Source organism: Hyphomonas sp. ske169 (assembly GCF_056850855.1).
Window position 1 is genome coordinate 2,627,830 of the sequence record NZ_CP096146.1, and the last position, 25,633, is coordinate 2,653,462.

Annotated in this window: 26 protein-coding genes; 10 read left to right on the forward strand and 16 right to left on the reverse strand. The window is 56.3% G+C overall.

Annotated elements, in window-relative coordinates:
• The first annotated feature begins 4 nt into the window (after positions 1 to 4).
• A complete protein-coding gene (locus MY069_RS12715; protein ID WP_482794160.1) occupies positions 5 to 1,423 on the forward strand; it encodes an ActS/PrrB/RegB family redox-sensitive histidine kinase in 1,419 nt (472 codons plus the stop codon).
• 18 nt (positions 1,424 to 1,441) lie between these two features.
• Positions 1,442 to 2,014 (forward strand): ActR/PrrA/RegA family redox response regulator transcription factor, encoded by a 573-nt coding sequence (locus MY069_RS12720; RefSeq protein WP_482794161.1) that lies wholly within the window; start codon positions 1,442 to 1,444, stop codon positions 2,012 to 2,014.
• On the opposite strand, the gene MY069_RS12725 is transcribed toward MY069_RS12720, so the two are convergent.
• The gene (locus tag MY069_RS12725) at positions 2,011 to 2,511 is read right to left on the reverse strand and encodes a hypothetical protein (RefSeq protein WP_482794162.1); all 501 of its coding nucleotides are present in this window, start codon (positions 2,509 to 2,511) and stop codon (positions 2,011 to 2,013) included. The genes MY069_RS12720 and MY069_RS12725 overlap by 4 nt on opposite strands.
• A gap of 115 nt (positions 2,512 to 2,626) precedes the next feature.
• Here MY069_RS12725 and pgeF point away from each other — a divergent pair, with 115 nt between their 5' ends.
• Together pgeF and MY069_RS12735 are read left to right on the forward strand one after the other, a co-directional pair.
• On the forward strand, positions 2,627 to 3,394 hold the full coding sequence (gene pgeF / locus MY069_RS12730; RefSeq protein WP_482796708.1) for a peptidoglycan editing factor PgeF: 768 nt from the start codon (positions 2,627 to 2,629) through the stop codon (positions 3,392 to 3,394).
• Between the two features lie 6 nt (positions 3,395 to 3,400).
• The gene (locus MY069_RS12735; protein WP_482794163.1) at positions 3,401 to 4,012 is read left to right on the forward strand and encodes a glutathione S-transferase family protein; all 612 of its coding nucleotides are present in this window, start codon (positions 3,401 to 3,403) and stop codon (positions 4,010 to 4,012) included.
• A 176-nt stretch (positions 4,013 to 4,188) separates the two neighbouring features.
• On the opposite strand, the gene MY069_RS12740 is transcribed toward MY069_RS12735, so the two are convergent.
• Together MY069_RS12740 and mnmC1 are read right to left on the reverse strand one after the other, a co-directional pair.
• Positions 4,189 to 5,799, reverse strand: a complete 1,611-nt coding sequence (locus MY069_RS12740; protein WP_482796709.1) for a phosphoenolpyruvate carboxykinase — start codon at positions 5,797 to 5,799, stop codon at positions 4,189 to 4,191.
• Positions 5,800 to 6,018: 219 nt separating this feature from the next.
• Positions 6,019 to 7,851, reverse strand: coding sequence for an FAD-dependent 5-carboxymethylaminomethyl-2-thiouridine(34) oxidoreductase MnmC1 (gene mnmC1 / locus MY069_RS12745; protein ID WP_482794164.1), 1,833 nt, complete (start codon positions 7,849 to 7,851; stop codon positions 6,019 to 6,021).
• A gap of 202 nt (positions 7,852 to 8,053) precedes the next feature.
• Between mnmC1 and MY069_RS12750 the strand changes: the two genes are divergently transcribed.
• Positions 8,054 to 8,863 carry a hypothetical protein gene (locus tag MY069_RS12750; RefSeq protein ID WP_482794165.1) on the forward strand — a complete coding sequence of 270 codons (810 nt, stop codon included), beginning with the start codon at positions 8,054 to 8,056 and terminating at the stop codon, positions 8,861 to 8,863.
• Between the two features lie 203 nt (positions 8,864 to 9,066).
• Positions 9,067 to 9,756 (forward strand): DUF2161 domain-containing phosphodiesterase, encoded by a 690-nt coding sequence (locus tag MY069_RS12755; protein WP_482794166.1) that lies wholly within the window; start codon positions 9,067 to 9,069, stop codon positions 9,754 to 9,756.
• A gap of 78 nt (positions 9,757 to 9,834) precedes the next feature.
• On the opposite strand, the gene MY069_RS12760 is transcribed toward MY069_RS12755, so the two are convergent.
• The 3 genes from MY069_RS12760 to MY069_RS12770 form a co-directional block, all read right to left on the reverse strand.
• Positions 9,835 to 10,275: a hypothetical protein gene (locus MY069_RS12760; RefSeq protein WP_482794167.1), complete on the reverse strand. Its 441-nt coding sequence runs from the start codon at positions 10,273 to 10,275 to the stop codon at positions 9,835 to 9,837.
• A gap of 458 nt (positions 10,276 to 10,733) precedes the next feature.
• Positions 10,734 to 11,393 carry an MOSC domain-containing protein gene (locus tag MY069_RS12765; protein WP_482794168.1) on the reverse strand — a complete coding sequence of 220 codons (660 nt, stop codon included), beginning with the start codon at positions 11,391 to 11,393 and terminating at the stop codon, positions 10,734 to 10,736.
• A complete protein-coding gene (locus MY069_RS12770) occupies positions 11,390 to 12,196 on the reverse strand; it encodes an MBL fold metallo-hydrolase (RefSeq protein WP_482794169.1) in 807 nt (268 codons plus the stop codon). The genes MY069_RS12765 and MY069_RS12770 overlap by 4 nt, the downstream gene beginning before the upstream one ends.
• Before the next feature lie 123 nt (positions 12,197 to 12,319).
• Here MY069_RS12770 and MY069_RS12775 point away from each other — a divergent pair, with 123 nt between their 5' ends.
• On the forward strand, positions 12,320 to 13,204 hold the full coding sequence (locus MY069_RS12775) for a LysR family transcriptional regulator (protein WP_482794170.1): 885 nt from the start codon (positions 12,320 to 12,322) through the stop codon (positions 13,202 to 13,204).
• Between the two features lie 149 nt (positions 13,205 to 13,353).
• Here MY069_RS12775 and MY069_RS12780 read toward each other — a convergent pair whose 3' ends face one another.
• Positions 13,354 to 13,995 carry an NAD(P)H-dependent oxidoreductase gene (locus tag MY069_RS12780; RefSeq protein ID WP_482794171.1) on the reverse strand — a complete coding sequence of 214 codons (642 nt, stop codon included), beginning with the start codon at positions 13,993 to 13,995 and terminating at the stop codon, positions 13,354 to 13,356.
• 224 nt (positions 13,996 to 14,219) lie between these two features.
• On the opposite strand from MY069_RS12780, the gene MY069_RS12785 reads away from it, so the two are divergent.
• Positions 14,220 to 14,597, forward strand: a complete 378-nt coding sequence (locus MY069_RS12785) for a winged helix-turn-helix transcriptional regulator (RefSeq protein ID WP_482794172.1) — start codon at positions 14,220 to 14,222, stop codon at positions 14,595 to 14,597.
• Between the two features lie 30 nt (positions 14,598 to 14,627).
• Here MY069_RS12785 and MY069_RS12790 read toward each other — a convergent pair whose 3' ends face one another.
• Positions 14,628 to 15,923: a hypothetical protein gene (locus MY069_RS12790; protein ID WP_482794173.1), complete on the reverse strand. Its 1,296-nt coding sequence runs from the start codon at positions 15,921 to 15,923 to the stop codon at positions 14,628 to 14,630.
• A gap of 158 nt (positions 15,924 to 16,081) precedes the next feature.
• A complete protein-coding gene (locus tag MY069_RS12795; protein WP_482794174.1) occupies positions 16,082 to 17,131 on the reverse strand; it encodes an alpha/beta hydrolase in 1,050 nt (349 codons plus the stop codon).
• A 99-nt stretch (positions 17,132 to 17,230) separates the two neighbouring features.
• On the opposite strand from MY069_RS12795, the gene MY069_RS12800 reads away from it, so the two are divergent.
• Positions 17,231 to 17,581, forward strand: coding sequence for a MerR family DNA-binding protein (locus MY069_RS12800; protein WP_482794175.1), 351 nt, complete (start codon positions 17,231 to 17,233; stop codon positions 17,579 to 17,581).
• 148 nt (positions 17,582 to 17,729) lie between these two features.
• Here MY069_RS12800 and MY069_RS12805 read toward each other — a convergent pair whose 3' ends face one another.
• Positions 17,730 to 18,137, reverse strand: coding sequence for a hypothetical protein (locus MY069_RS12805; RefSeq protein WP_482794176.1), 408 nt, complete (start codon positions 18,135 to 18,137; stop codon positions 17,730 to 17,732).
• Between the two features lie 124 nt (positions 18,138 to 18,261).
• Here MY069_RS12805 and MY069_RS12810 point away from each other — a divergent pair, with 124 nt between their 5' ends.
• Positions 18,262 to 18,588: a GNAT family N-acetyltransferase gene (locus MY069_RS12810; protein WP_482794177.1), complete on the forward strand. Its 327-nt coding sequence runs from the start codon at positions 18,262 to 18,264 to the stop codon at positions 18,586 to 18,588.
• Positions 18,589 to 18,602: 14 nt separating this feature from the next.
• Here MY069_RS12810 and MY069_RS12815 read toward each other — a convergent pair whose 3' ends face one another.
• The 6 genes from MY069_RS12815 to MY069_RS12840 all read right to left on the reverse strand — a co-directional run bounded on the left by MY069_RS12815 (position 18,603) and on the right by MY069_RS12840 (position 25,631).
• Entirely contained in the window at positions 18,603 to 19,058 is a 456-nt protein-coding gene (locus tag MY069_RS12815) for a YbgC/FadM family acyl-CoA thioesterase (RefSeq protein ID WP_482794178.1), read from the reverse strand.
• Between the two features lie 33 nt (positions 19,059 to 19,091).
• Positions 19,092 to 20,678, reverse strand: coding sequence for a bifunctional phosphoribosylaminoimidazolecarboxamide formyltransferase/IMP cyclohydrolase (purH, locus tag MY069_RS12820; RefSeq protein WP_482794179.1), 1,587 nt, complete (start codon positions 20,676 to 20,678; stop codon positions 19,092 to 19,094).
• 79 nt (positions 20,679 to 20,757) lie between these two features.
• Complete coding sequence (locus MY069_RS12825; protein ID WP_482794180.1) at positions 20,758 to 22,638, reverse strand: polysaccharide biosynthesis protein; 1,881 nt, start codon at positions 22,636 to 22,638, stop codon at positions 20,758 to 20,760.
• Positions 22,635 to 24,362: a heparinase II/III family protein gene (locus tag MY069_RS12830; protein WP_482794181.1), complete on the reverse strand. Its 1,728-nt coding sequence runs from the start codon at positions 24,360 to 24,362 to the stop codon at positions 22,635 to 22,637. The genes MY069_RS12825 and MY069_RS12830 overlap by 4 nt, the downstream gene beginning before the upstream one ends.
• A gap of 15 nt (positions 24,363 to 24,377) precedes the next feature.
• Complete coding sequence (gene rpe, locus MY069_RS12835; protein WP_482794182.1) at positions 24,378 to 25,046, reverse strand: ribulose-phosphate 3-epimerase; 669 nt, start codon at positions 25,044 to 25,046, stop codon at positions 24,378 to 24,380.
• 78 nt (positions 25,047 to 25,124) lie between these two features.
• The gene (locus MY069_RS12840; RefSeq protein ID WP_482794183.1) at positions 25,125 to 25,631 is read right to left on the reverse strand and encodes an outer membrane lipoprotein; all 507 of its coding nucleotides are present in this window, start codon (positions 25,629 to 25,631) and stop codon (positions 25,125 to 25,127) included.
• Positions 25,632 to 25,633 lie beyond the last annotated feature (2 nt).

Sequence of the window (25,633 nt, forward strand, 5' to 3'; positions counted from 1 at the left end):
GATTATGGTAAGGGGCCGTGTCGCCGCACTTGAGGGCCTTGATTTGGAAGACTTGAACGCCTCGCGCGCCAGCATGGATGAAGCGCTGGTCAGCCTTTTGCCAGAGGGCCTGTCGCATGTTGGTGCCGCGCAAGGCCGCACCCGGTTGGCGACGTTGATGACCTTGCGATGGCTAGCTGTGGCGGGGCAAACGCTTGCGGTCTTATTCGTCCATTTCGGGCTAGGCTTTGATTTGCCGCTGTCGCTTTGCTTAGCGGTGATCGCGGCGTCGGCTTGGTTGAACGTGTTTCTGTCGTTCGCAGCCGTCGGACCGCAGCTTTTGAAAGGCTGGGAAGCGGCCCTGCAAATCGGATTCGATGTTGTGCAGCTGGCTCTGCTGATCAGCTTGACGGGCGGGCTCTCCAATCCTTTCCTCTTATTCTTGATCGCGCCGGTAACCGTCGCTGCCTCGAGCCTTAGAGGACGCTACACCGCGCTAATTTCCGCGCTTGCGATCGGCATGGCGGCTTTGATGCCATTTTTCGCGTTTGAGCTGCCTTGGAGAGAAGGGGAGCAACTCATTTTCCCGCAATTGTTTGAGGGCGGGCATTTCGCAGCCTTGTGTATTGGGATCGTGTTTTTCGCCCTATCGGCGCAGCGTGTGAATGAGGATGAAGCGAAAATGGTCCGGGCGCTCGACGCCGCCGCGGTTGTGATGTCGCGGGAGCAACGCCTGTCGGCGTTAGGGGCGATGTCTGCGATGACCGCGCATGAGCTCGGCACGCCTCTGGCGACCATCCACTTGGTCTCCAAAGAGCTATATGCGATGCTGCCCGAAGACAGCCCGTATCGGGAAGACGCGTCTTTGCTGGCAGAACAGGCTGAGCGTTGCCGGGATATTTTGCAGCGTTTGGGCCGCGCGCGCGAAGCCAGTGATATCGTCCATGCCCGCATGCCGATTAGCGCTCTGGTCGAAGAGGCAGCCGCGCCTCACAAAGGCCTCGGCGTGGCGGTTGCGGTCACTTATGAAGCCGCCGAGCGCGGCGAAGAGAAAGTCCCGGTGATCCGCCGCAGCCCGGAAATCCTCCATGCTTTGGGCGCTTTTATCGAGAACGCAGTGAGTTTTGCGGATTCAGAGGTGCGCGTCGTCGCCAATTGGACCGATACACAATTTATCGTCACCATCCGCGATGATGGGCCTGGCTTTGCCGCTGAGGTCATGCCAAAACTGGGTGAGCCTTATGTCTCGCAGCGTGGGGAGGCGCAGCTAGGCGGCGGCGATATGGGGCTTGGCTTCTTTATTGCAAAAACTCTGATCGAGCGCACAGGGGGCCGAATTGCGACACGCAACCGCGCGGCACCACGCCACGGGGCGATTGTGCAAGCAGTATGGCCTAGAACTGAATTACAGCCGTTGGACAATACGGAAAATAACTTAGATTAGCGGCTGAAGGAGCAGAAAATGGAATCTCCAGTCACAGTTAAACTGCATGAAAGCCTCAAAAATGTTGAGGACCGGACCTGTCTTGTCTTGGATGATGATGGGCCATTTCTGCAGCGTCTCGCCCGCGCGCTCACCCAGCGCGGCTTTTTGGTGTCTGCGACATCGAAAGTGTCTGAAGCGCGCGATATTGCACGGCTAAACCCGCCAGCCTTCGCGGTATTGGATTTGCGCCTTGAAGATGGCTCCGGCCTCGATGTGGTTGAAGTTCTGCATCGCTATCGCCCTGAAGCGCGCGCTGTGATTTTGACCGGGTATGGCGCGATCGCAACCGCGGTTGCCGCAGTTAAAGCTGGCGCGGTGGACTATCTCGCCAAGCCTGCCGACGTGGAAGACATCGTCCGTGCGCTGGTCAACTCTGGCGATGGCCTGCCGGAGCCACCGGAAAATCCGATGTCAGCCGATCGTGTGCGTTGGGAACATATCCAACGGGTCTACGAGCTCTGCGGCCACAATGTTTCAGAGACGGCGCGCCGGTTGAATATGCACCGCCGGACGTTGCAACGCATCCTCGCCAAACGCGCCCCACGCTAGTCGCGATACCGGGTTAGATTGGGCGCTGCAGATTGCAGCGCTTCTTCATGGCTCATGCCTGATTGTTTAGCCACTCGATACGCCTGGCTCTGCGCCTGGTCGGCATAGGTGAGCTGTAAGGCATGAACCCCTAAACACGGGTCCATAAACTGCGCGATATAGGCCTGGCATTGCTCGGCCATAGCAGGGTCTTGCGCGGCGGTTTTTTCACCGGCGCAATAGCGCAATGGCTCTAGGGCGGGTTGGATCGCAGCGTCGAACGCTAAGCAGGCTGTCCGATCATACGGTGCCGCGGAGTCTGAGCATTGATGCCTCTCCGACACTTTAACAGACACAATGTGGCACGCCTTTGCCGCAGTCTTCGCCGTGTCGAAGGTTGCAATGGCGGCGTCGAAAATTGAAGCCTCCATGCTGGTCGAGCTTTGTTCTGAATACTCAGCTGTGGCGCAGCTTGTGAGCGCCGCGATAGCGCAACCCGTGATAAACAATCGGTACAATGCAACCTCCCTTAAGGTAATAAAGTTACAATATGTAATTATATGACATCGTCAAGCGATTTGAAGTTTCGGAACCCTCTTGCTCTTCTGATGGCGGACACGTTAAGTGCTGATCATGATCGCCCCGCCGCATGCTCAGAGTTCGAAACTGACCGCCCTGTCTGGGGTGCGGCACGGCTTTTTTGGCCGGAAAGGCGGAGTCTCGACCGGGATCTATACGAGCCTAAATATCGGCCAAGGCTCGGATGATGAAGCGCAGAATATTCGCGATAATCGCGACCGTATTCGCGACGCGATGGGCGCGAAAAAACTGCTTTCATGCTTTCAAGTTCATAGCGCCAAAACTGTAACCGTGACGGAGCCTTGGCGGACCCGCCCACAGGCCGACGGCATGGTCACCAAAGTGCCAGGCCTGGCGCTTTGTATCTTGTCGGCTGACTGCGTGCCGGTCTTGTTTGCGGATGCCGAGGCCGGGGTGATAGGGGCAGCGCACGCGGGTTGGAAAGGCGCCTTAGCGGGCATCTGCGAAGCGACGCTCGAAGCCATGGAAGCGCTCGGCGCGAGCCGGGAGAACATTGCCGCTGCGATCGGCCCCTCGATCCAGCAGGCCAGTTATGAAGTCGGTCCTGAGTTTCGGGACACGTTTGTTGGCGATCAGGAATGGACCGATCGCCTCTTCATCGCGGGAAAAGACGATCGTTCACATTTCGATCTAACCGGCTTTGTGGAGGCCGTGCTGATGGACGAGGGCATCGCCGCCGTCGACAATCTCGGCCTCGACACATGTGCGCTTGAAGATGACTATTTTTCCAATCGCCGCCGCAACCATCGCGGAGAGCCTGACTATGGCCGTAATGGCAGCGTGATTGTGTTGGGGGCATAGGGGCGGATGAAACTCTATGATTACAAAGCCGGGCCCAACCCCCGGCGGGTGCGGATCTTTCTCGCTGAGAAGGGCATATCGGTTCCGCTTGTTCATACCGACATCGTTAAGCGCGAGCAGAAAACGCCTGAATTTTTAGCCAAAAATCCAATTGGCAGCATTCCCGTTTTGGAACTCGATGATGGCACCTGTATCTCCGAATCCGTAGCGATTTGCCGATATTTCGAAGAATTGCACCCTGAGCCGCCCCTCTTCGGTACGACCGCGCTTGAAAAGGCGATCATCGAGATGTGGCTGCGCCGCGTAGAGCTAAATTTCATGGTCCCGGTGGGCATGGTTTGGATTCATGGCCATCCACTAACGGCGCGGCTGATCAAACAGATTCCTGAAGCGGCGGACCAAAATCGCAAGCGCGTCCACCTTGGGTACAAGCTTCTAAACGACCAATTGGCTGAGAATGAATTCGTGGCGGGCGGCGCCTATAGCGTTGTCGATGCGGTGCTCTTGGCCAACTTAGATTTTGCAAACGGCTTGGTCGGTGTGCCTTACGATCCGGCCCTCAAGCATCTCAAGCGATGGCATGAGGCGGTATCAGTCCGCCCGAGTGCGGATGCCTAGTCGCGGGAAATGATCGAGTATCTGCGTGCCAATGCTCGATGGCGAGTTTGGTGGGACCTAAATGATGGCTACGCAAGCTTGTTGGACTTGTCGAAGCTCTAACACCCCGCCCGCCAGCCGCGCATAAAAAAGCCCGCGCCGGAAAAGCGCGGGCGATTTTTAAGATGTGCGACGATTTAAGCGTCGACTTTGAGCTTAGGTCCTGCAGCGTTTACGTCAGCCGAGACATGCGCTTCATAGACTTTGAAATTCTCGATAAACATCTGCGCGAGTTTCTCAGCTTGAGCATCATAGGCTGCTTTATCGTCCCATGTGTCGCGCGGATTGAGGATCGTGCTGTCGACGCCTTCGAGCGCGGTTGGGACCATGAAACCAAATGTTTCGTCGGCGCGGAATTCTGCCGCATTGAGGGACCCGTCCAGGGCCGCGTTCAGAAGGGCGCGCGTGGCTTTGATCGGCATCCGATGGCCAACGCCATGGGCGCCGCCGGTCCAGCCGGTTGATACCAGCCAGCAATTGACATTGTACTTATCGATCAACTCGCCGAGCAATTTGCCATACTCGCTTGGATGGCGCGGCATGAACGGTCCGCCAAAGCAAGTTGAGAAGGTTGCGGTCGGTTCGGTGACGCCTTTTTCGGTGCCCGCGACTTTCGCGGTGTAGCCAGACAAGAAGTGATACATGGCCTGTTCCGGCGTCAGTTTCGCAATCGGCGGCATGACGCCGAACGCATCACAGGTCAGCATGATCAGGTTTTTCGGCTGGCCGCAGCGGCCGCTCAAAGACGCATTCTCAATCGCCGAGATCGGATAGGCACCGCGCGAGTTTTCCGCGAGCGTATTGTCGAAGAAGTCGAGCTCACGGGTCTCAGGGTCCATGACGACGTTTTCGAGTACGGTGCCCCACATGCTTGTGGTGGCGTAAATCTCAGGCTCGTTCTCTGGCGAGAGATTGATCATTTTAGCGTAGCAGCCGCCTTCGAAATTAAACAAGCCATTCTCAGACCAGCCATGCTCATCATCGCCAATCAGCGTGCGGCTAGCATCTGCCGAGAGCGTGGTTTTGCCGGTGCCGGAGAGGCCAAAGAAGATGGCTGCATCGTCCTTGCCGCCATCATTGACCGAGCAATGCATGGGCATCACGCCTTTGGTTGGCAGGATATAATTGAGAATGGTGAAGACCGATTTCTTGGTCTCGCCCGCATAAGATGTGCCGCCAATGAGGACGAGCTTCTTAGCAAAGTTTACCGCGATCACGGTTTCCGAAACGGTGCCATGCTTAGCCGGGTCCGCGCGGAAACTTGGGCTGTTGATGATCGTGAACTCGTGCGCGAAATCGGAATACTCGTCGGCGGTTGGAATGCGCAGCAAGTGGCGAATGAACAGAGAGTGCCAAGCAAATTCATTGACGACACGGACGGGCGCGCGGTGATCTAGATCGGCGCCGCCGAAGAGTTGCTGTGTGTAGAGGGTTTTGCCTGCAAGATGGGCTTGGAAGTCTTCCCAAAGCGCTTCGAAATGGGCGGGTGTCATCGAGGCATTATTGTCCCACCAGACGGTGTTCTCTGTGGTTTCGTCCCGGACGGTAAACTTGTCTTTGGCCGAACGGCCCGTGTGTTTGCCGGTTTTGACGAGCAAAGCGCCGCCTTTGGCAACTTCGCCTTCACCGCTGCGGACGGCCTGTTCGTAAAGGCGTTCTTCGGTCCAGTTCGTGCGGACCTCGCCGGCTTCGATGCCGAGATCGGCCAACTCTACATTCTGTTGAGACACTGATTCTTCCCCTGAAATTTGTTCGCGCGGATCTAAAATTCTGGTGTCCAGCGCACCCAGCTGCGTGAACTTCGCGGATACAACTGCAAGGGTCTGGCCAAGGCCAGCCCTGGGGCCGAGGTAAACGCTGTCAAACTGATAGTCAGCGCTGTCAATTTGCGGAGTACCCGTTTTGCGAGCAAAATCGTCCGGATTCGCGCGATTTAGCGGAAATATTTCGCGACCGATTCGTTTTGGTTAAGAGCCGGATCGTTTCAGATTTCGAAGAATTTGCCGATTTGGCACAATCATTTTCAAGCCGTCTTGGCCAATTGGCAAAGGGTCATCAAACAAGATCGAAGTCAGAATTTTGGCGGCCCAAGGTCCCCAGGTAAAGCCGCGAGAGCCGAAGCCTCCGGTCGCGAAAATGCCAGCCCTGGCATAGGCATCAGGCGCGATCGACCAGGCTTGGCGCTCTAGAAGTTTTCGATCCGCTTTGAGGGCGATCGGGTCCGGCATCCAGCCGATCAGCGGCAAACGGTCCGCGGTGGTCGCTCGTACGCCCGCTCGCGCATTTTGCGTCGCTTGCTTAGCGTCTTGGCGCCAATATGGATTGAGCGCTTCAAGCGCTTCGCTATTTTCCACCGTCGCCTTTTCACTGGTCTGAGGATAACCGTCCACATGATCGGCAAACGTCGCGCCCCAGAGCCGAGTTTGCTCGAGCGCCAGCGCATAATCCCCGCTGGCTTGGGCCGATGGCGGGGCGGCAATTTTAGACTGGCACCACTCGATTTGACCGTGCCGGTTTGTAAGGTCGAGCTCTGGTAGAGCCTCGCGCATATACCAACCGCTGGCCAAGACCACCGCGTCAAACGGCTCGCCATCGATGTGGCGGGTGTTGAGGTCTGGCGCGGCCTGAGTGCCCCATCTGACATCCACCTTTTCGAGCAATGCAGAAATGAGAACCGAAGGCTCAATGATCAGGCTTTGCTTATGTAAGAGCCCGCCCCCGCGGAGCGCTTCTAATTGCTCAAGCCCCAAAGGTGGGTCGGCCAGTAGCTTTTGAAATCGCTGCGTTTCTTGCGCATTTCGCGGGGTGTGAACGGTTTCGGTAATCGTGGCCCCAGGACAGTTCGCGTAGAAGCTTTGGGCACTTAAATAGGCGTCGATAAGCAAGCGCGCTTGGACTGTGTCGGCGGCGTCGAGACGCGGCATCATCAACGCGAGTGGATTGCCGCTCGTGCCGCGCGCGGGCGCGTCGTCTTGTTCGAATACGGTGACGTCTGCGCCGCGCTCTACCAGCGTATGAGCGAGACAAGCGCCCGCGATCCCGGCCCCGATAATCGCGATCTTGGGGTGCGCAGACCGGACTGGGAGCGCCGGTGAGGCGGGGGTTTCAAGCACCGCTTCCAAGCGTTCGCGTTTGCGGCCATGGCCCGGCTTTTTCTCAACCTTGAAGCCAGCCTCTGAGAGCCCGCGTCGGACCGCGCCTGCAACCGTAAACGTCGCGGCGCGGGCGCTCGGCGCTGACCGTTCTGCGATGAGCGGCCAGATAGGGTCCTCCCACATGGCTCCATTCTTTGCCGGGCTAAACCCGTCCAGGAACCAAGCGTCGGCCCTTAATTGCGATTGCGGCAGGGTGTCCTCGATCATGCCGATATGCAGGGTGAGCGTCAGGCGCTCTTCCGGCCAAGTGATCTGGCGGATACCTTTCGCGCGCGGGGGCCATTTTGCGCACAGTTCTGCAGCGAGATCAGCCAGTTCAGGCCAGGGCTTCAGCGCGCGCTCTATGTCTTCCAGGTCGAGCGGGAAGCCTTCAAAGCTGACAAAGTTCAGCCAGCCATCGCGCGGGCCCGATGCGTGCCACATCTGCCACGTAGCGAGAAAGTTGAGGCCGGTTCCAAACCCCAGTTCTGCGATCGTGAATTGCGATCTCTCTTGCCAAGCCTCTGGCAGGCCGCAGCCCGCCAAGAACACGGCGCGACTTTCCGCGAGCCCATCCTCGACCGAGTAATAGACGTCGCCCACACGCTGATCGACGGGCGTGCCATCTTCGTTCCAATGCAGATCTGGGCGGGGCGGCAATCTCATCGCGCCGCCATAGCCGGTTCTAAAGCTAGCGGCTAGGTTGGGGGAAGGGGCGCTGCCCCAAAGCGCGCGCTTTATTCTTTCCGGGGTTGGCGCTAGCGTGCTGCGGCGTGCAGGATTGGCGCTGTGGGAGGGGACGAATGACTGATCAGACTTATCAATTACAAGCGATGACCCATGGCAGGTTCAGACGGGCTCTAGCAGCATGAACCGGCGTATCTTAGCGGCGATGGTTGCGGTCGCGCTGGTCGCCGCTGCGTGCGCGTTGATTTCGAATCAAGTTGATGCACCAGCGGATGTCGGCGAGGATTATCTGGCGCGCGAGGCAGCGTACATGGATGCCGCTGATAGCTGCGGCCCCGCTTTCATCCAGGACAAACTCCCCAGCGCCCTAAAGGCTGCGATTGAACCATTAGCAGACGGTCCGTTCCGACCCGTCTGCGCGCGTCATGACGCCTGTTACCGCATGGGAGAAAAAAGCCAGGCTTGGTGTGATGACCGTATGCGCGATGAGATGTTTGCGATCTGCGACACCGGGAAAGCAGGCGTTGTCTATCGGGTTCCGGGCGTCGGGCCGTCGCTCTGTAAATTCCATGGCGGCATGTATTATCGTTTGATCAATTCCACCTATGGCGGTGTGGCGTTCGGCGGCGCACCTGGCGGCGAGATTAGCGAACTTCGCACCCGGCGGATCGCTGATGCGATGGGCCAAGACGAAATCAAGATCTGCGCAGATATTCTCAACCCAACCGCGTTGATGCAGGAATATGACCTGGAATTGCACAGCGAGACGGGCCAGATGATCGACCGCGAACCAGATTTACACGAAGAGAATATCCGCGCTGGAGAAACCGAAACGCTTTGCGTGAGCACAAATTGGAACAGCCGCTGGGACGCCGAAAATATCGGCGCGCAGGTCTTTGTCTCCTTGCGCGCAGACACCCCTGAAAGTTTCGCCTTCTGGAACGATATGGTGATCGTGGACAGTCAGCAGGTCGAGCTGAACGTGCCTTAGATGTGAGGACTTGGTGCGTCTAACGGCCGGACTGTGCGCTGTGCATCTCGCGCGGCTAACCAAGTCCAATCAGTAAGGTCCGGTTTCGGCGTAAAGTCGAAATAGACGCGCGACTAATGCCATAAATTCCCTTCGCCGGTTCGAACCAGCGGTTTACCTTTGTTCAATAAGCTTGTGGGCGAGAAAGGGACGGTTCGAAAATAATGGCAAATCCAATATGTGAAACCGATCTGTACGCCCCGATTAAGCAGTTTTTGCAAGCGCAAGGCTATGTCGTGAAGGGTGAAATTGGCGCCGTGGACGTTGTCGCGTGTCGCGGTGATGAGCCGCCTGTTCTGGTCGAGCTAAAAACGTCTTTCTCGCTCTCCTTGTTTCATCAAGCCATTGATCGTCTAGCTGTATCAGAGATTGTTTACATCGCCGCCCCCCACAAACCGGGCAAGGTGTTTGCGAGATCATTGAAACGAAACATCGCACTATGCCGTCGGCTTGGAATTGGATTGCTCACCGTGCGCCTCAAGGATGGGTTCGTCTTTCCGCATACAGATCCTGGCCCGTATGCACCGCGTCGCTCTGCGGTTAAGAAAAACAGGCTACTCAAGGAATTTGCGAAACGGGTTGGCGATCCCAATACAGGCGGTTCGACCCGGTCCGGCTTGATAACGGCCTATCGACAAGATGCTCTGCGTTGTCTTGGCTATTTGCGAACGCACGGCGCCACTAAAGCGTCTATCGTTGCGGGTGTGACGGGCGTTGAAACGGCGCGACGCATTATGGCCGATGACCATTATGGCTGGTTCGAACGCGTGAAAACCGGCATCTATGACATCACGCCAAAAGGCAAAACGGCGCTGCGGGACTTTAAGCAAGAACTCGAAAAGCTGGCGGCGTAAAGACGACTTCGAGTGCGTTGTTCGGGCGAGGCGTCTATCCTCCGCTTTCAGCGTCAAAGGCGGCCGGGCGCGATCCATCTATAGTGAGACCGTCAGGGCCAATAAAAAGTTGGCTGTCATCAAAATAAAGTCGATGACAAAAATCTGAAGCATCACACCTTTGAACACGTTCCATATTCCGCCACCTTGCATGTTTTGGACGGCCATTGGTACGTTTCCAAAGAATTGCGACCCATGTGCTAGGCCATTGAATGCCAACATGAGTGAAAGCTGAGCTGGCGTTTCGAGGGCAGCAAGATTCAGGAACAGACCTAGATTCAACGCTGACAGAGCAAAGTTGAAACCACCCATGAAGCGCCCTGATTCAATCACGGCAGCATACGCTGAATTGTTGCGATCCGCCTGGACCGGAACGACGACCTTCGCGAATATGTCTCTGCGAATGTAGAAAGCGATAAAGCCCAATCCGTACCAGATTGTGTTGGCTAAAAAGATCGCACTGATCGTGAGGTCGAGCATAGAACGCTCCTTTTGCGAAGTTTCTTGGCGTTTGGTCGCCATTAATACACCGGATGTGACACGTGTCTCGTAGAAGTCGAGTGTGCGACCTTCCCCGAAGGTCCGCTATCGACGTCCAAAGCGGGAGCGGAAGTGATGCGTCATGGTGAGCGTGTCCGAGATGGACCCTCGGACAGCCCGCGGCTGTCGAGGGACGAGGCGGGCTATCGGAAAACTCCTGGGAAGCACGGCCCATTATCCTTCGACTGCGCTCTGGATGAGGACCTGAAACGCCAGAATTCGCGAATGGCCCAGACACAATGTCCGCTTTCGGTGTTAAAGCGGACGTTATCCGCTAGGTACAAGTCGCGCACCAAGGAGGATCAGTATACGCACTCTCTTGCAGAGGCGGATATGGAGTGGGTGAATGTACCACAGTCCATATCGGTAAAGTTTGATGAAGATGCTGTCGGTGATGCTTAGTCCGTTTTCGCCACGATTGCTTGCAGACGTCTCTGCCAGCCCGCGTCAAGATGAGGCAAAAGCGTGAGAGCAGATTTCGCACGGACGACCTGTCTGTGCATGACGCACTTCCATAGATCGTGCACCGTTATGTCGTGGTCGGGTACAGATATCAGGCGCACCCGGTCGCCCTGACAAATCTCACCTTCTTTCTCCACCCGCATATAAAATCCAAGCGCGCCCATTTCCCAAAATAACTTAGGAACAGTCATGTCACCCAAACGGATTCCAAGTTTGAAACAGGGTATTCTTGGCTGCGTCACTGTTAGCAGCGTCGTACCAATCCGATTTGTGGCGCCAATGAGGATGTCCGAATCGCGACACCCGTCGACGGTGAGATTTTCACCGAATTGCGCAGGCTCAAGTTGGTCGCGTTTCAAAGTCGCGGCCCAGTCCGGATAGTAAGCCTCTGAATAAACATAGATGGCCTTGTTGCGCCCGCCATGAACGCTGAGATCAGCTTGTCGATCACCCTCTATATTCGATTTTCCAACCGAAAGCGGGCCGGTGACGGGTGTTTTGAATATGCTGGTTTGGATTTCTCGCTGGCCATGGATTTGAACTTTCGGGCGACCAATCGCAAGCGTGGAGACTGTGGCGACGTCCCACGGCATCATTGCTGCAGCGAGTCGCCTGGCAACAGATGCACAGCCGAGAGAGGTTGGTCAGCGACAGCATCTCGCAGGGCTTGCAATGGCTTCTCGACCTCGACATAGCCGGGGGCGCTGGTCACGCCAAAATGAATCGGAGAAATGACCTTTGCGCGCAGCAACTTGGCAGCGTCCACGGCTTGCTGAGGGGTCATCACGCGGGGCGAGTAGGCCCCCAAAGGCCCCGGGACACTCACGCCGTTGATCGGTAAAAAGGCAATATCGATTGGTCCATATTGCGCGCCTATCCGCTCGAAATCTCCGTGCCAAAGCGTGTCGCCGCCATGAAACACTTTCTGTGTTTCGGTCGACACGAGCCAACTGACTTGAGCGTCGCCAAACCCGTCGCTCGCCGGCAACGCGGTGAACCAAAAACCGCCTCGCGAAATTGATTGGTTGAGCGTTACCGGAATCACTTTGAAGCCGCGAGAGGCGACATAAGCGGCGATCGGTTGATGACAAATGACGTACCCTCGTTCGCCGAGCAACTCGTGCAGCCCTTCGGTATCGAAATGATCATTGTGGATATGAGTGATCAGCGCATAGCGGCGCGGCGTGTTGGCTTCCGGTTTGACAAACTTTTCCGGCGCAGCGCCGTCCCAAATGTCTGTCGCCATCGTGTCGATGAAGACCGTGGCGTTCTCGTTCGAGAGTTTGACCCCCGCCCAAGTCAGCCGCTGTATATCTACGGGGTCGGAACATGCGGGTGGGATGTTCAGCAAAAAAGAGATGATCAGGAGCGAAAGGCATTTGAGGGTAGCGGATAGCATGCGAGGTCTCTTTATTTTGGAGTTCAGCGACGACGCAATCTGCACGCGCCGAGACGAGCACCTAGCCTCGCCGTGCGATATAAGTCCAATTGAATAATTGGAAAATTTTGATAAAAAAATTTGATGAAAGAAATTCTCCCGCATCGTTTGGACCTACTGATTGCCATTGCCGAAACGGGGAGCCTGACGGCAGCATCTGAACGCCTCGGGCTGACCCAACCAGCCGCGAGCTATCGGCTCTCTAAGCTTGAAGAATCGCTTGGTGCACCCCTGTTTGAGCGCACCGGGCGCCGTCTTACTTTGAACGCGTCCGGACGCCGTGCCCTTGAGACAGCAAAATTGATCGCACAAGAAATCGGTCGGCTGAACATCGAATTGAGCGATCTGAATGCTCAGAACCAAGCCCGCATTCGTGTGGGTGCGCATTGTTTCACCACATATCGATGGCTGCCTGCAGTGATGCACCGAATTCGCCAATATGATTGTAACTTGGACGTACAAATAATTGCCGCAACGATCGCTCCAATAAAGCTCCTTGAAAGCCGCCAAGTTGACCTAATCCTGAGTGCGTATCCAGAAACGTTCCCAAATTGTCAGTCGGAGTTTTTATTTGAGGACGAAATCTTTGCTCTCGTATCGCGAGACCATCGGCTGGCGAAACGCGGCGTCGTCCACCCCGCCGATTTGGAACCTGAGACACTGCTTGTCTATTCGGCCGGTGGATCACCAATTATCGATGAGTTCATGCGGCCAGCAGGGTGTGCGCCCAAATCCGTGACGGAGATGCCGTTGACAGAAGGTATGTTCGAACTCGCAAGAGCTGGGCTTGGCGTTGCCACACTTGCGGGCTGGATGTTGAGGCGTGATAACATGCAAAACATGGTGCCACTACGTTTGGGTGACGCCGGGTTTAAACGGCAATGGCACGGCGTGTTCGCGTCAGACAGCGATAGCCCGTTACTGCGAACTTTTATCGATGAGCTCCGTCAATCAATCTTGCTCGAATAGTCGGTGAGCGAAAAAGCGAGGTCCCAAAACGACTTAGGTTAGTCCCCGCTAAGACACTCCGGCAATGTCTCCTCCTGACCCATGGGAGCCCTGGCAACGCCCGAAGGCCCACCAGTGACCGTCCATAGCGGTGATGGCCGTCGGTCGATTTAGTCGACGAACGTCACCATCGTGTCCCGTGACTTGCGGACTTTTGCCATTGGCAGCAGCCAATCGCCAGTCGGATCACGATAGCCAAGCGGCAAGAGAACAACTGAGCGCAAGCCGCGCTCTTTTAGGCCTAAAATTTTATCGACTGCGGCCGGGTCAAACCCTTCCATCGGCGTGCTGTCGACTTCTTGCTCGGCCGCGGCAACCAGGCCGACACCCAATGCGATGTAGGCTTGGCGTGCAGCGTGGGCGTAATTTGTTTCAGAATCGCGAGGAACATAATTGGCTTTTAGGTTTCCGTAATACTGACCGATCAAAGGCAAATCGCCTCGCGCCTTCACGTTCAGGTCTGCCACCTCGTCAATGCGCGCTTCTGTGTAATTGTCCCAGGCGGCAAACACTAACAGGTGAGACCCGTCCGTAATCGGCGTTTGACCGTTCGCGGCTTTGCAAATTTCGCTGCGCACCTCAGGATTGGTGACGACGAGCAGTTCGAAAGGTTGTGTGCCACTTGAAGTTGGTGCCATGCGGATGGCTTCGACTATGGCGTCTACTTTTTCTTGCGGAACCGCTTTTGCGGGGTCCATCTTCTTGGTTGCGTAGCGCCAATCTAGCTGTTCGAGCAGGGTCTTCTGGGTCATAGATGTCGTCCTATTATCTGTTGATTGTGTTTGAACGGGCGCGATACTCTTTTTGCTGTTCCGCCCAAAAATGCGGCTCAGCAGACTCGTTTTGGCCATTTCCCATCTCCTATTGTCGTGATCCATTGAGCGCAGTATACTTTTGTTACTGACGATGTATTGGGAACTGTATGTTTTCGCAAGAAGGCACATGAACGACCCCTGGTCACAAGAAGGGAACCAACATGCTAAATTCTGTCCAATGCCCTGATTGCGCGCGCATCAATGAAGTTTTGGCGCGCGTCGGTGACCGTTGGAGCGTCCTCGTCATCATCTCGCTTTCAGAATATGGAACGCTTCGCTTTAACGAGCTGAAACGCAATTTGGGAATCTCACAGCGCATGTTGAGCCTGACCTTGAAAAAGCTGGAAAGGGATGGCCTCGTTCACCGCACTTATCACCCAACCATCCCGCCCAAGGTTGAATACAATTTGACCAAAATGGGTGAGTCGTTCCGCGAGCCAGTATCCGCACTCGGGAATTGGGCGCTGGAAAACCTGAATAGAATTGATACAGCCCGCGAGAAATACGATCAGGCAACCGAACAGCTCAATGTGAACTAGTGCGCCTTGCTCGGCCGAGCTGGTGGCGAATTACACACCGTCCTCATCCGGAGGGGTGGTTTGCAATCTGATGCCCGGATGGATGGAGACAATCAAAAGTTCGATCAGAATCGTCATGCCCAAGCCGAGGATAATCGCGCCCCACATGAGATTGAATTGACGGCGCTCATCCATATTCTTTGACTGCCAAACATAACTATCAATTGTGGTTGAATAGGCGCCGACTTTTGTCGTTGAAACCCAATCATCAAAACGTTTGGTTCGCGCCGCGTCGTCATCCCGCCAGGGCGTCGGTGCTTTCCGATCGGTGGATAAAGCGGTGAGAGACACCGTTTTGTCATTGCCTGAAATCCAGGCGCTCATCTGGGTGAAGATCGCTTCCAGACTGAACCCGAACCTTTGTCCTTTTCGGCATTCGGGGCAGTCAATTTTGAACAGCAAGGCGACCGGAGCGATCCGTCTTTGAACAAGTCCGGACGTAGACATACACTGAACAGGCTCGGCCCCGACCGGTTGAGCGCAACGCGTGGACGGAATGGCGACGCCGACAAAACCTGGTAAAGCCTCCGCTTCGACGAATGCGACACATGGGTGTTCGGAGAGATCGATATCTGTGTGAGAGGCGCCGTGTGAACCGATACAGTCTTGTAAAATGCCGCCAAAATCTGGATCGGTCGTGCCTAATAAATCGCTTTCTGGCCCGATATAATCTGTATCGACGGACTCAGCTGGTTTGATAATTTCGGGGAAATCGGCGGTTGAAACGAAACCGACTTTCGCGCGCGCTCCATCGCGAACCTGGTCGGCACTGCCGCGGTCACTTCCGGGTCCGTTTTCATCTTCGCGCAACGCAGTTTCGACAATCCCACTGCGCCGAGAACTCCCGACGGAATGGTTCTGAACAATAATGTCGCCAAACACCGCCCCCACAGGTGTCACGGATGACTTTGGCGGACCGACCACGGCCAGTCGCATGCGGTCGCAGTCGATTTCGTCGCTCAGCGGAGCGTAGGACACTGATGCTTCGACCTCATCTGCCAGCCGTCTAAACGTGCTTGAATAGGCTTCCGGCTCTGACGCCTTAACAGACACACCGAGAAGGATATTCTGGTCGTGATCCAAGGTGGAATAGACCGCCAAGTCGTCGCCGCAATTTCCGGCCAAGACGAGACCAATCCTAGGCGGGGTTTCGGAAAATTGGCTTGGTGGCTTGGTTAGAAAAAACCCGAAAATTAACAGAGATAGGGCGATGCCCAACAGACCCGTAATCCAGGCGAGACGCGGCCCGAAAGGATAAGAAATGGCTTGTAGAATAAGTTGGAGCACGTGAGATTAATGAGTGCTGCCCCGGATTTGTCAATTCAACCCGGAAATCGGTGGCCCGGAGCGAGTGTCCGCTACCGGCGTCGAAGCAGACGTGAGTGGCAACGAGCTGTAAGCCGCGCGCAACCGCAAGAAGCTGTATGAACCTACCCCTGTCCAGGCTATTCTGCGAGATCAACTGATCCCTCAGAACCGATCTCAAAGTTCCGAGCCAGGAATTCGAGGAGCTCTTCCGGATATTTGTTAAAATAACCATAGCCGTCAAACCGCTTGCCCGTTCCGTGAGGCTTATCACCCGTCTCGCGCACCCAGATAATTTCCTTCTCCGTCGCGGCGGCGTCATAGATGAGCTGGACATCATTCACGCCCGTTTCGATGTCAAACGTATATTCGTCTGCTTCGACCTGTGAGAAAAGTACCGGCACCGTAAGGCTTTTCACGTGTTTCACATTGTCCGCAAAACCAAATCCATAACTCTCAATCTGTGCTTCCAGAACTTCATCCACGATGTCCATGTTCGCTTTCGCGATAATGAAGCGCTCGTTCATTTTGTAAGCGATTGGTGGCTGGATCGCGACAACAGACTTGATCTGTGGATCGGAAAATGTCTGAGGCGCTTCCGTCCAAGCGCGGAATGTTGCGCTTGCGCCCATGCATTGGCTCAAAAATGCAATCTGATCATTCCCGAATGTCGGATGATTTTTCACATAGTCTAGCGAACCAATAACGTCTTGCCACTCTGTCGCCCCCACACCGACCGGGGCTTTTGGGCCGATTTGAGTCTTGCCTGTACCACCATCGCTATCGCCTTGCCCGCGGTGATCATACATCACAACATTATAGCCTGCCTCGTGGAGGTGCTTCACCATAGGCAGATACTCAACCGGCACACCATCAAGTCCCTCTACAGAGCCATACCGCGTCGTCGACAGCGCATGGTTCATGATGATCGTTTTGTCGGATGCAATCGGTGCTGGGATCTCCCAAGCGCTGAGGCGAAGGCCATCTGGTGTCATGATGTCGACATCCGAGAATGACATGCCATAGTCTGCCGGCGTTTTGACATTTGTGAGCCGCTCTGGCGACACACGCATCTTGACGATCTGGCCAACGAAGAGACGCGTTTTCAGCCCCCCCAAATCTGCAAACCACACCAAGGCCCCGAATGCAGCGAAAGCAGCAATCACCGCAAGTCCAATTTTGATAAACATGAGCAAGTCCTCGAGGAGAAAAGGCGACTGGAATCGTCGCGTCACCTATGCTCTAACCTGCGGGGTTAACCCCACAGTCAAGCGTAAAAGAGACATACTATGCTAATTGGACAGCTCGCTCGGTCAGTCGGCCTGACGAAAGACTCCATTCGGCATTATGTGGAGATCGGTCTACTTAAGCCAACGCCGAAGCAAGCGGGGACAAGACTATACAATGATTTTTCAGATCGGGATCAAGAACGCCTAAAATGGATCATTCTCGGAAAATCGCTCGGATTTACACTCTCAGAGATTGAGCACTATCTGACCATGTTCATGGAAGACAAACTCCCAAAAGAAAAAGCTGCGGCCATGTTCCGCGAGAAACTCGAAGAGGTCGATCAAAAGATCGCGCATCTTCAAAGCATCCGAGACCGGCTCGCCGAAAAGCTGCGTACCACCTACTCTTAAACTCCGACCGCGGCGCGCGATTTCATTTAAAGTCCCAATGTCCGCTTCTGACCCAAAAAAACAGTCGTGCTCGGGTGGCTTCAACTCGCAGAGTGCGCATACATCGAAAATGATTTTGTCAGAATATCTCAAACAGAACTATATGGAACTAATGCGCCTCCAAGGCGCGTTGCTCGTCAATCCAGGCCGGGTCCACGTTCAGCTTTTTGGCGATTTTGTCTTGGCTGGTAATCATCCGCCAAAACGGACTGACGTCTGAGACCGCCTTACCGTCTGCGATGTCTTCAAGTGCCGCTTCAGCGACCATGCGCACGAAGATGGCGGTCGACATTGGGCACGTCCCCGTGCAGCCCTCGGCCGCGGCCATAGCGTTGCGCATTTCGGGGATCGTCTCGGTTTTGCCATGCGGGATCTTGCGAATATAGGCATCGACCATGAGCGGGGTGGCGACGAGCATCCTGTCGCCTGGTTTCATGCCGGCCCAGGCCTTGTCCATGACGACTTTCTTGATTTGCTTCTCCACGGCGAGTTTCTCGCGGGCGGTCTTTTTGGCCATGAGGATCCTCCGTACTTTGCAGTTTAGTCTAATCCCGACTGCTGACAAATCCTGACACTTCTCGAGGCACCGCCATGCAATTTCGAGATAAGACTATTCGTGCCCTTCGCCATGGTCGGGAACCATGCCTGGACCTATGTCTTATCCAGACAATGAGACTGAAATGGCGGAAGCGGAGATAATGCGAGAAGACGGTCCTAAAGGCGGGCGATATGTGCTTGTCATCAATGGCGATGAAGCTGAGATGACCTATTCGCGTGCCGGTGCAACGCGGATCATTATTGATCATACCGGCGTGCCGGACTCGATGCGCGGAATGGGGATCGGTCTTAAACTGGTCGAGGCCGCTGTAGAAGATGCGCGGGCGGAGGGCTACAAGATCATCCCGCTCTGTCCCTTTGCCAAGGCGACGCTTGATAAACATCCGGAATGGCAGGATGCGGTGCAATAAGGTCGGGCTGAAGATTAACTTTCGGCGGGCGCCTGATATTCGTACGGCTCAAGCTGCGCGACCACTTCTGGGATCGGGCGCATCGGACGGCCGTCGGTGTGAATCATCACGGCGGTGATGCGGCCTTCTGCGATCACGTCTTTGCCGCGAAAACAGGTCTGTCCAAAATACATCCGGACGCCTTTCACGCCGAGGCTACGCGTTCGGATGGTCAGCAAGTCGTCGACTTTCGCCGCGCGTTTATAATCCACCTCGACATTGGTCAGCGTGAACGCTGCTGGTGGTGTTCGTGCGAGCAGGTTTTGATGGCTCACCCCGGCATCCCGCAAAAAATCTGAGCGTCCGCGCTCGAAGAAGCGCAAATAATTCGCGTGATAGACCATGCCGGTGAAATCGGTGTCCTCATAATAGACCCGAATATCCAGCCAGTGCTGGCCATGTGCGTCGAAAGGCGGAGGAAGCGTGCTCATACAGTGTAGCTAACAGGCGCAAGGATGGTCGCGCTAGTGCCGGAAGTGACGCATTCCGGTTAGCACCATGGCGAGGCCGGCTTCGTCAGCCGCGGCAATTACCTCATCATCACGGATCGAACCGCCCGGCTGGATAATCGCGCTGGCGCCCGCAGAAGCGGCGGCAAGCATGCCGTCCGGGAATGGGAAGAAAGCATCGGAGGCGGCGACACACCCTGTCGTGCGGAGTGCATCGAACCCTTCTTTCTCTTTCGCGTCTTCGGCTTTGCGCGCGGCAATTCGAGCGGAATCAATGCGGCTCATTTGTCCGGCCCCGATGCCGACCGTTGCGCGGTCTTTTGCATAGACAATTGTGTTTGATTTCACATGTTTGGCGACGCGCCACGCGAATAGTAAATCGTCAAGCTGCGCCTCGGTTGGTGCGAGCTTTGTCACGACTTTTAGATCGTCTTTGGTGATCCGGCCAAAATCGCGATCTTGGACCAGCAGCCCGCCCGCAACCGTCTTCACAAAGGTGCCGGGCGCCGCGGGATCGGGCAGCCCATCCGTGAGCAGCAGCCGGAGATTCTTCTTTTTCTTGAACACTTCAATTGCCGCGTCGTCTGCGCCCGGGGCGATCACCACTTCGGTAAAGATCGAGGTGATTTCCTGGGCTGTGGCCTCATCCAGCGGACGGTTCAGCGCCACGATCCCGCCAAACGCCGAGGTAGAGTCGCAAGCCAGCGCCTCGCGATAAGCCTCAATCACGCTGTCGCCGAGCGCGACGCCGCAAGGATTTGCGTGTTTGATGATCGCCACGGCGGGCACGTCATCTCCAAGCTCGCCGATCAGCTCATAAGCAGCATCTGTGTCATTGATATTATTGTATGAGAGCGCTTTGCCTTGCACCTGGTGGGCGGTGGCAACTCCAGGACGGTTCTCGCCAGTTGTGTAGAAGGCAGCGTTCTGGTGCGGGTTTTCGCCATAGCGGAGCGCTTCATTGAGCTGCCCTCCGAAGCCGACCCAATCAGGTGCCGTCTCGCCAAGTTGTTTCGCATACCAGCCTGATATGGCGGCATCATAGGCGGCTGAGCGAGCGTAGGTTTTCGCTGCGAGCTTACGGCTCGTGTCTCGGCTGATGCGGCCACCAGAGCTCGCCATTTCTGCCAAAACGGAATCCAAGTCGCCGCCATCAGTGCAAACCGAAACGAAATCGCCATTCTTGGCGGCCGCGCGCAGCATGGCGGGGCCGCCAATGTCGATATTCTCAATACAGTCTTCGAACCCCGCCCCCGATGCAACAGTCGCTTCGAATGGATAGAGATTGATATAGACCAGATCGATCGCCTCAATGCCGTGGCGCTCGGCGTCAGCTTTGTGGCTGTCATTGTCGCGCAAATATAAGAGGCCGCCATGCACGGCTGGGTGGAGGGTTTTAACCCGGCCATCCATCATTTCAGGGTAGCCCGTCAGGTCAGCCACATCTTTGACGTCTAGTCCGGCCTCTTTGAGCGCACGCGATGTGCCGCCGGTTGAGACGAGCTCTACGCCAAAGCCGGCTAGCGCCTTGGCGCGTTCGACCAGCCCTTCTTTATCTGAAACTGAAATGAGGGCGCGGCGAACTTTGGTGGCGTGGGTCATTGAGCGGCTTTCAGGCTAGGGGCTGATCACGCTCGCTCGCGTATCATGAGTCCCAGCGGCGTCAACGGGTTGGCATCATCTAAGTCCGGCAATTTGGCGGATCATAGGCCGGGACGAGCTGTCCGAGGATCTTGAGGGCGTGGTTTTGCTGACGCTCGGCGGCGACCGATAGCAGTTGTTCGACATTTTCGCCAAAGCCTTGCGGCTCCATTTTTCGGCTTTCAGGCGTGACCTTGTTGAGGCCGTTTATGCCCGTGGCGATCAATCGCTCATCCGAATAGGTCAGCTCTTCATGCAGCTTTTCGCCGGGCCGCAAACCAGTCGTTTTGATCTTAATCTCTTGATACGGGACCATGCCCTTCATGCGGATCATCGCTTCGGCCAGTGTCCGGATGCGGATCGGATCACCCATGTCGAGGACATAGAGCGAGGCTTCGCCAGGGCTCCCATTATGAGCAACGCCCTGCAGCACCAATGAAGCGGCTTCTTCCACGGTCATAAAATAGCGGGACACTTGGTCATCCGTCAGTGTCAGAGGACCGCCTGCCGCAATCTGACGTTCAAATAGCGGCACCACAGAGCCGGATGAGCCCAAGACATTGCCGAACCGCACCATCGATACGGCAAGCTGTGTGCCTTTAGCGCGATAAGCGAGGGCGAGTTCGGCCAAGCGTTTGGTCGCGCCCATCACGTTGTCTGGGTCCACGGCTTTGTCGGTGGAGATGAAGACAAATCGTTCGAGCCCGCATTCAATCGAGACATCGACCGCATTAATCGCCCCGCCGACATTTGTGAGGATGGCCTCGCAGGCATTCATCTCCATGAGCGGCACATGTTTCAGCGCGGCAGCGTGGATCATGATGTCAGGCTTGGCCTGCTGCACCGTTTGTTGAAGGCGCTTTTTGTCTCGGACATCGCCGATTTGCGCGAACACATCTAAGTCCGGGAAAGATTCCCGCAGTGTCAGATCGATGTCGTAGAGATTAAACTCAGACGCATCGAAGAGTGTGAGTTGCGAGACCCCCATTGCGGCACATTGCTGGACCAATTGTGATCCGATGGTTCCGCCCGCGCCGGTGACAAAGACGCGTTTGCCCTTGAGGAGGGCATGGAGGGGTTCAATATCCAGTTTTCGCACCGGACGCGCCAACAGGTCCGCAGGGCGCACGCGCTGGAGATGTAAACCCTCGCGATTTGAGCCGAGCGCCATGACCTCGGCGCCATGCTGGGTCGCGAGTTCGAGAACTTGGTTCATGGTCTCGCGCGCGCGGACTGTGCCGGCGACAGCGACCCATGGCGTGCCGTCATAGCGCACCGCCAAAAGGTCCAACATTTTGCCGAGTTCGCTCAGGTCGCCGAATACTGGAACGCCGCGGATCGCGCGCCCAGGCTCAGCGCCGTCGGCTTCGATCAAGCCTAATATCCGAACCGGAGCGCCGCCTTTTGTGGCTTGCAGGTCGCGTAGCACGTCTGCAGCTTCAGTTGCATTGGCGACCAAAATCGCTGGCGGTGCGTCGGCGCGCGTGCCGCGAAAGATCTGAAAAGGCCGCCGGGTTGAGCGTGAGAGGGCGACCATGCGACCCAAGAAAACCAAAGTCACCCAGACGAGCAAAGCCAGCGGCAGACTGGTCCGCGGGAATCCGACCCATCGATTCCAGAGAAAGATGATAGGAATGAAGATGAGGGCGGTTAGGAAGACCGCTTGAATGATCCGAGCCGCGTCAGGCCAGCCAGAATGGCGCCAAACTTGTCTGTGTACTCGTAGAGCAAAAAAGGCGACTCCAGCAGCAAGCGCAAAAGATCCCGCGGCGATGAGAGATGTTGGCCACGCGTCAGGCGGCGTTCCATCTGTGGCGATCCAACGATAATGGACGGCCACCAGCATCGATAAAAAGGCTGCGAACACGTCGAAGCCGAGCGTCAGGGCCATTGCCCGTCTGGCTTCAACCTGCGGCTTCATCCGTTTTCCACCTTTAGGAAGGCCCAGCGAATGCAGTTCGGGGGCGCCGAACCATCACTGTCGGGCGAGGCTTTGCCGCTCAGCACGATTTGCTTGCTCCGCTCGATGATCCCTCTCCCTAAGTAGATCGTCTCCTCTAGCATGGCCTTAGCGTGGCTAGATTTGAAGCGCCATTTCGCACCATGCTCACTTTGTAACAGAATTGAGTCGCCCGCCATTTCTGGTTCGACGGTCGGATGCAAATGGAATCTCAATGCATAAACGATTGGCGCATCATCTTCCGTCGCTCCGGCAGACACGGGACGTGCCAAAGAATCTTCGCCCGTCAACCGTCTGCCATCGCCCGACATGAACAGCCGTCGCCGGTGCAGCAGGCCATATTCGCGCTTATAGCCGCCATGCTGCGCATCAAGCCAAATCTCGTCATCTTCTTCGAGCCGCTTGGCTGAGATGCCTTCCGGGCCATGTGGGTAGAGGAGGCGGGTATCCTCATTCGGAGTGAACCTTGAGGAATCTGTATCTGCCAGGATCAGCGTCGAATGCGCACTTGAATGACGCACCGCGGCGCGGAACGCGATATCGATTTCGGGGCTGCAGGCACAGGACGTAATCAGCCGCGCATCGCCATCATGCAGCTCGAACCCAAGCGCACCGGCATGGGCTTTGTCGCCAAAAGGCGGCTCTGGGGCGGCCCCGGCATCGAGAATCAAAACGGTGTTTTGCTTCTCAAGCTTATGAAAGCCAGATTTTGGCGCGACGGAGAAACGGCGCGGCGGCGTTTCCATATGATCGAGGACAGCGCTGACCGCTTCCGGCCAACGCTCATCGCCATCATGAAAGGGCATCAGAGCCCCATCGCTGGCTTTGAAGAAGGCGACCATGCCGCCAATCCGCGAGATCCAACGGGTCAGAAATTCCGGGATTTCCCGATCACTGCGGCTGAGCAGATCGTGGATGGCGATCAAATCAGACAAGCATCGCATCGCCCGTGCAGGTGATCGGCTGACATGTCCGCCATCTGCGAAGAATTGGGCGGTACATTCGCTCTCGAGCCGCATTTCAGCATCGTCCAGGCCCTTGCCGCGTCCCAGACAGACTGCGTGCGCCACCGCGAGCGTGCACCCGCGCCACCGGGCTTTCGGTTCGAGCTCAGAATCGACCAGTGCCAAAACGTGGCGCGCTTGACGTCCAAGCGCCTCCAACCGGGTGTCGCAAGCTTCTGGCAGGCCTTGTTCAAACAAAGCTGCGCCGCAGCGCATCCAGTTCCAGACGCGGTCCGCAGCGCAACCCATGCGCCAAGAGAAGCCGTCAAACCGGCCGAAATTATCGATCCAATCATCGACCAGAAACCGTGCGCGGTCAGCTCCGGCATCGCCTTGTGTGAACAGATCGGGAAGCCAATCAAACCGGTGCAATCGGTTAGCATAGTGCCGAGATGGCATCGCCCCCGACCAGGGGGCGGCGCCATCTTCATGTTCAAGGCGGTCCATGCCAATCCGCCAAACACCGCGCATCAGCATCTCACCGCGCAGCTCGTCCGGCGGAATGATCTGGCGCATATGTAAGCCAAATCCTTCAGGCGCGTTGCCGGCAATGCGTAAGCGGTGGACGGCTGAAACTTTTGCGTCTTCGCCGGGCCGTCCAGCAAATTTTTCCCACACTGCCGCATCCTCAGCGTCGCTACGCTTCGCTTTTAACGGATCGGAGGAATGGGCTTCACTCATCGCAGGGAGACAGCCTTAAATTGTCGCGGGCGCGCGCAAGGCGGAAATGTTGTCGGCATAAGCGCTCGGGCCGCCGCGGAAGACTGCTGATCCGGCGACGATAGCAGTTACCCCAGCTGAGATGGCGCGCGGGGCCGTTTCCGGGTTGAGGCCGCCATCCACTTCCAGAATGATGTCGCGACCGGTGGCGTCAATTTTTTGGCGCAAGACTTCGATTTTTCTGAGCTGGCTTTCAATGAAGCTCTGGCCGCCAAAGCCTGGATTGACGGACATGACCAGGATCATGTCGACATCGTCGATGACCGGATCGATCACGTCGGCAGGTGTGCCGGGATTTAAAGCCACACCCGGTTTCATGCCCGCAGCGCGGATCGCCTGCAGGGTGCGATGAAGGTGAGGGCCTGCTTCAGGGTGCACGGTCAGAATATTTGCACCCGCTTTCGCAAAGTCGCCAATAAAAGGATCAACCGGAGCGATCATCAAATGCACGTCGAAGGGTTTGTCGCTATGACGGCGCAGCTTTTCAATCACGGGCGGCCCGAAGGTCAAATTCGGCACGAAATGCCCATCCATGACGTCGACATGGATCATGTCTGCGCCTGCTTCATCAATTCGGCGAATCTCTGCGCCCAATTCTGCGAAATCCGCCGACAGAATCGACGGTGAAATCAACACCTCACTCATGCTGAACGCCTAAAACGGAACTGCCGCCAGCACAAGGCTGACGGCAGTTTTGATACAGGGGATATCGCAGGTGGCGGGTTAGTATCCGCCTGCGTATTGAACCGGGACAACATAAGCGCCGTCTTCACGGAATTCGACGTTTACAGGCTGTCCTGGCTGGAGATTGGTATCTGCCGGTTGGACGAAGGCTTTGACATTGCCGTCATTGAACTCAACCGTCACGGAGAGGCCTTGTTTGGTGCCAGCAGCTGTGCCGATCATGTTCCCAGCGATACCGCCAAGGACGGCGCCACCAATCGCGCCCGCGGTTTGGGCTTTATCGCCGCCGCCAAGCTCAGATCCTGCAAGTCCGCCAAGGACAGCACCGGTTGCGGTGCCGACAATTGAGCGGTCAGGCTTGATGGTCACCGCGCGAACACTGGTCACAACGCCTGGTTTCACGGTCATCGCATAGCCGACGCTGGAAGAGCTGACAGTATTTGCGCCATAGGTGCTTTGGCACCCAGCAACAGCGAGGGTCATGGCGGCAATTCCGCCAGCGAAAAGTTTAGTTGGGGCCTTCACGGCTGAGACAAGAGTCGTCATGG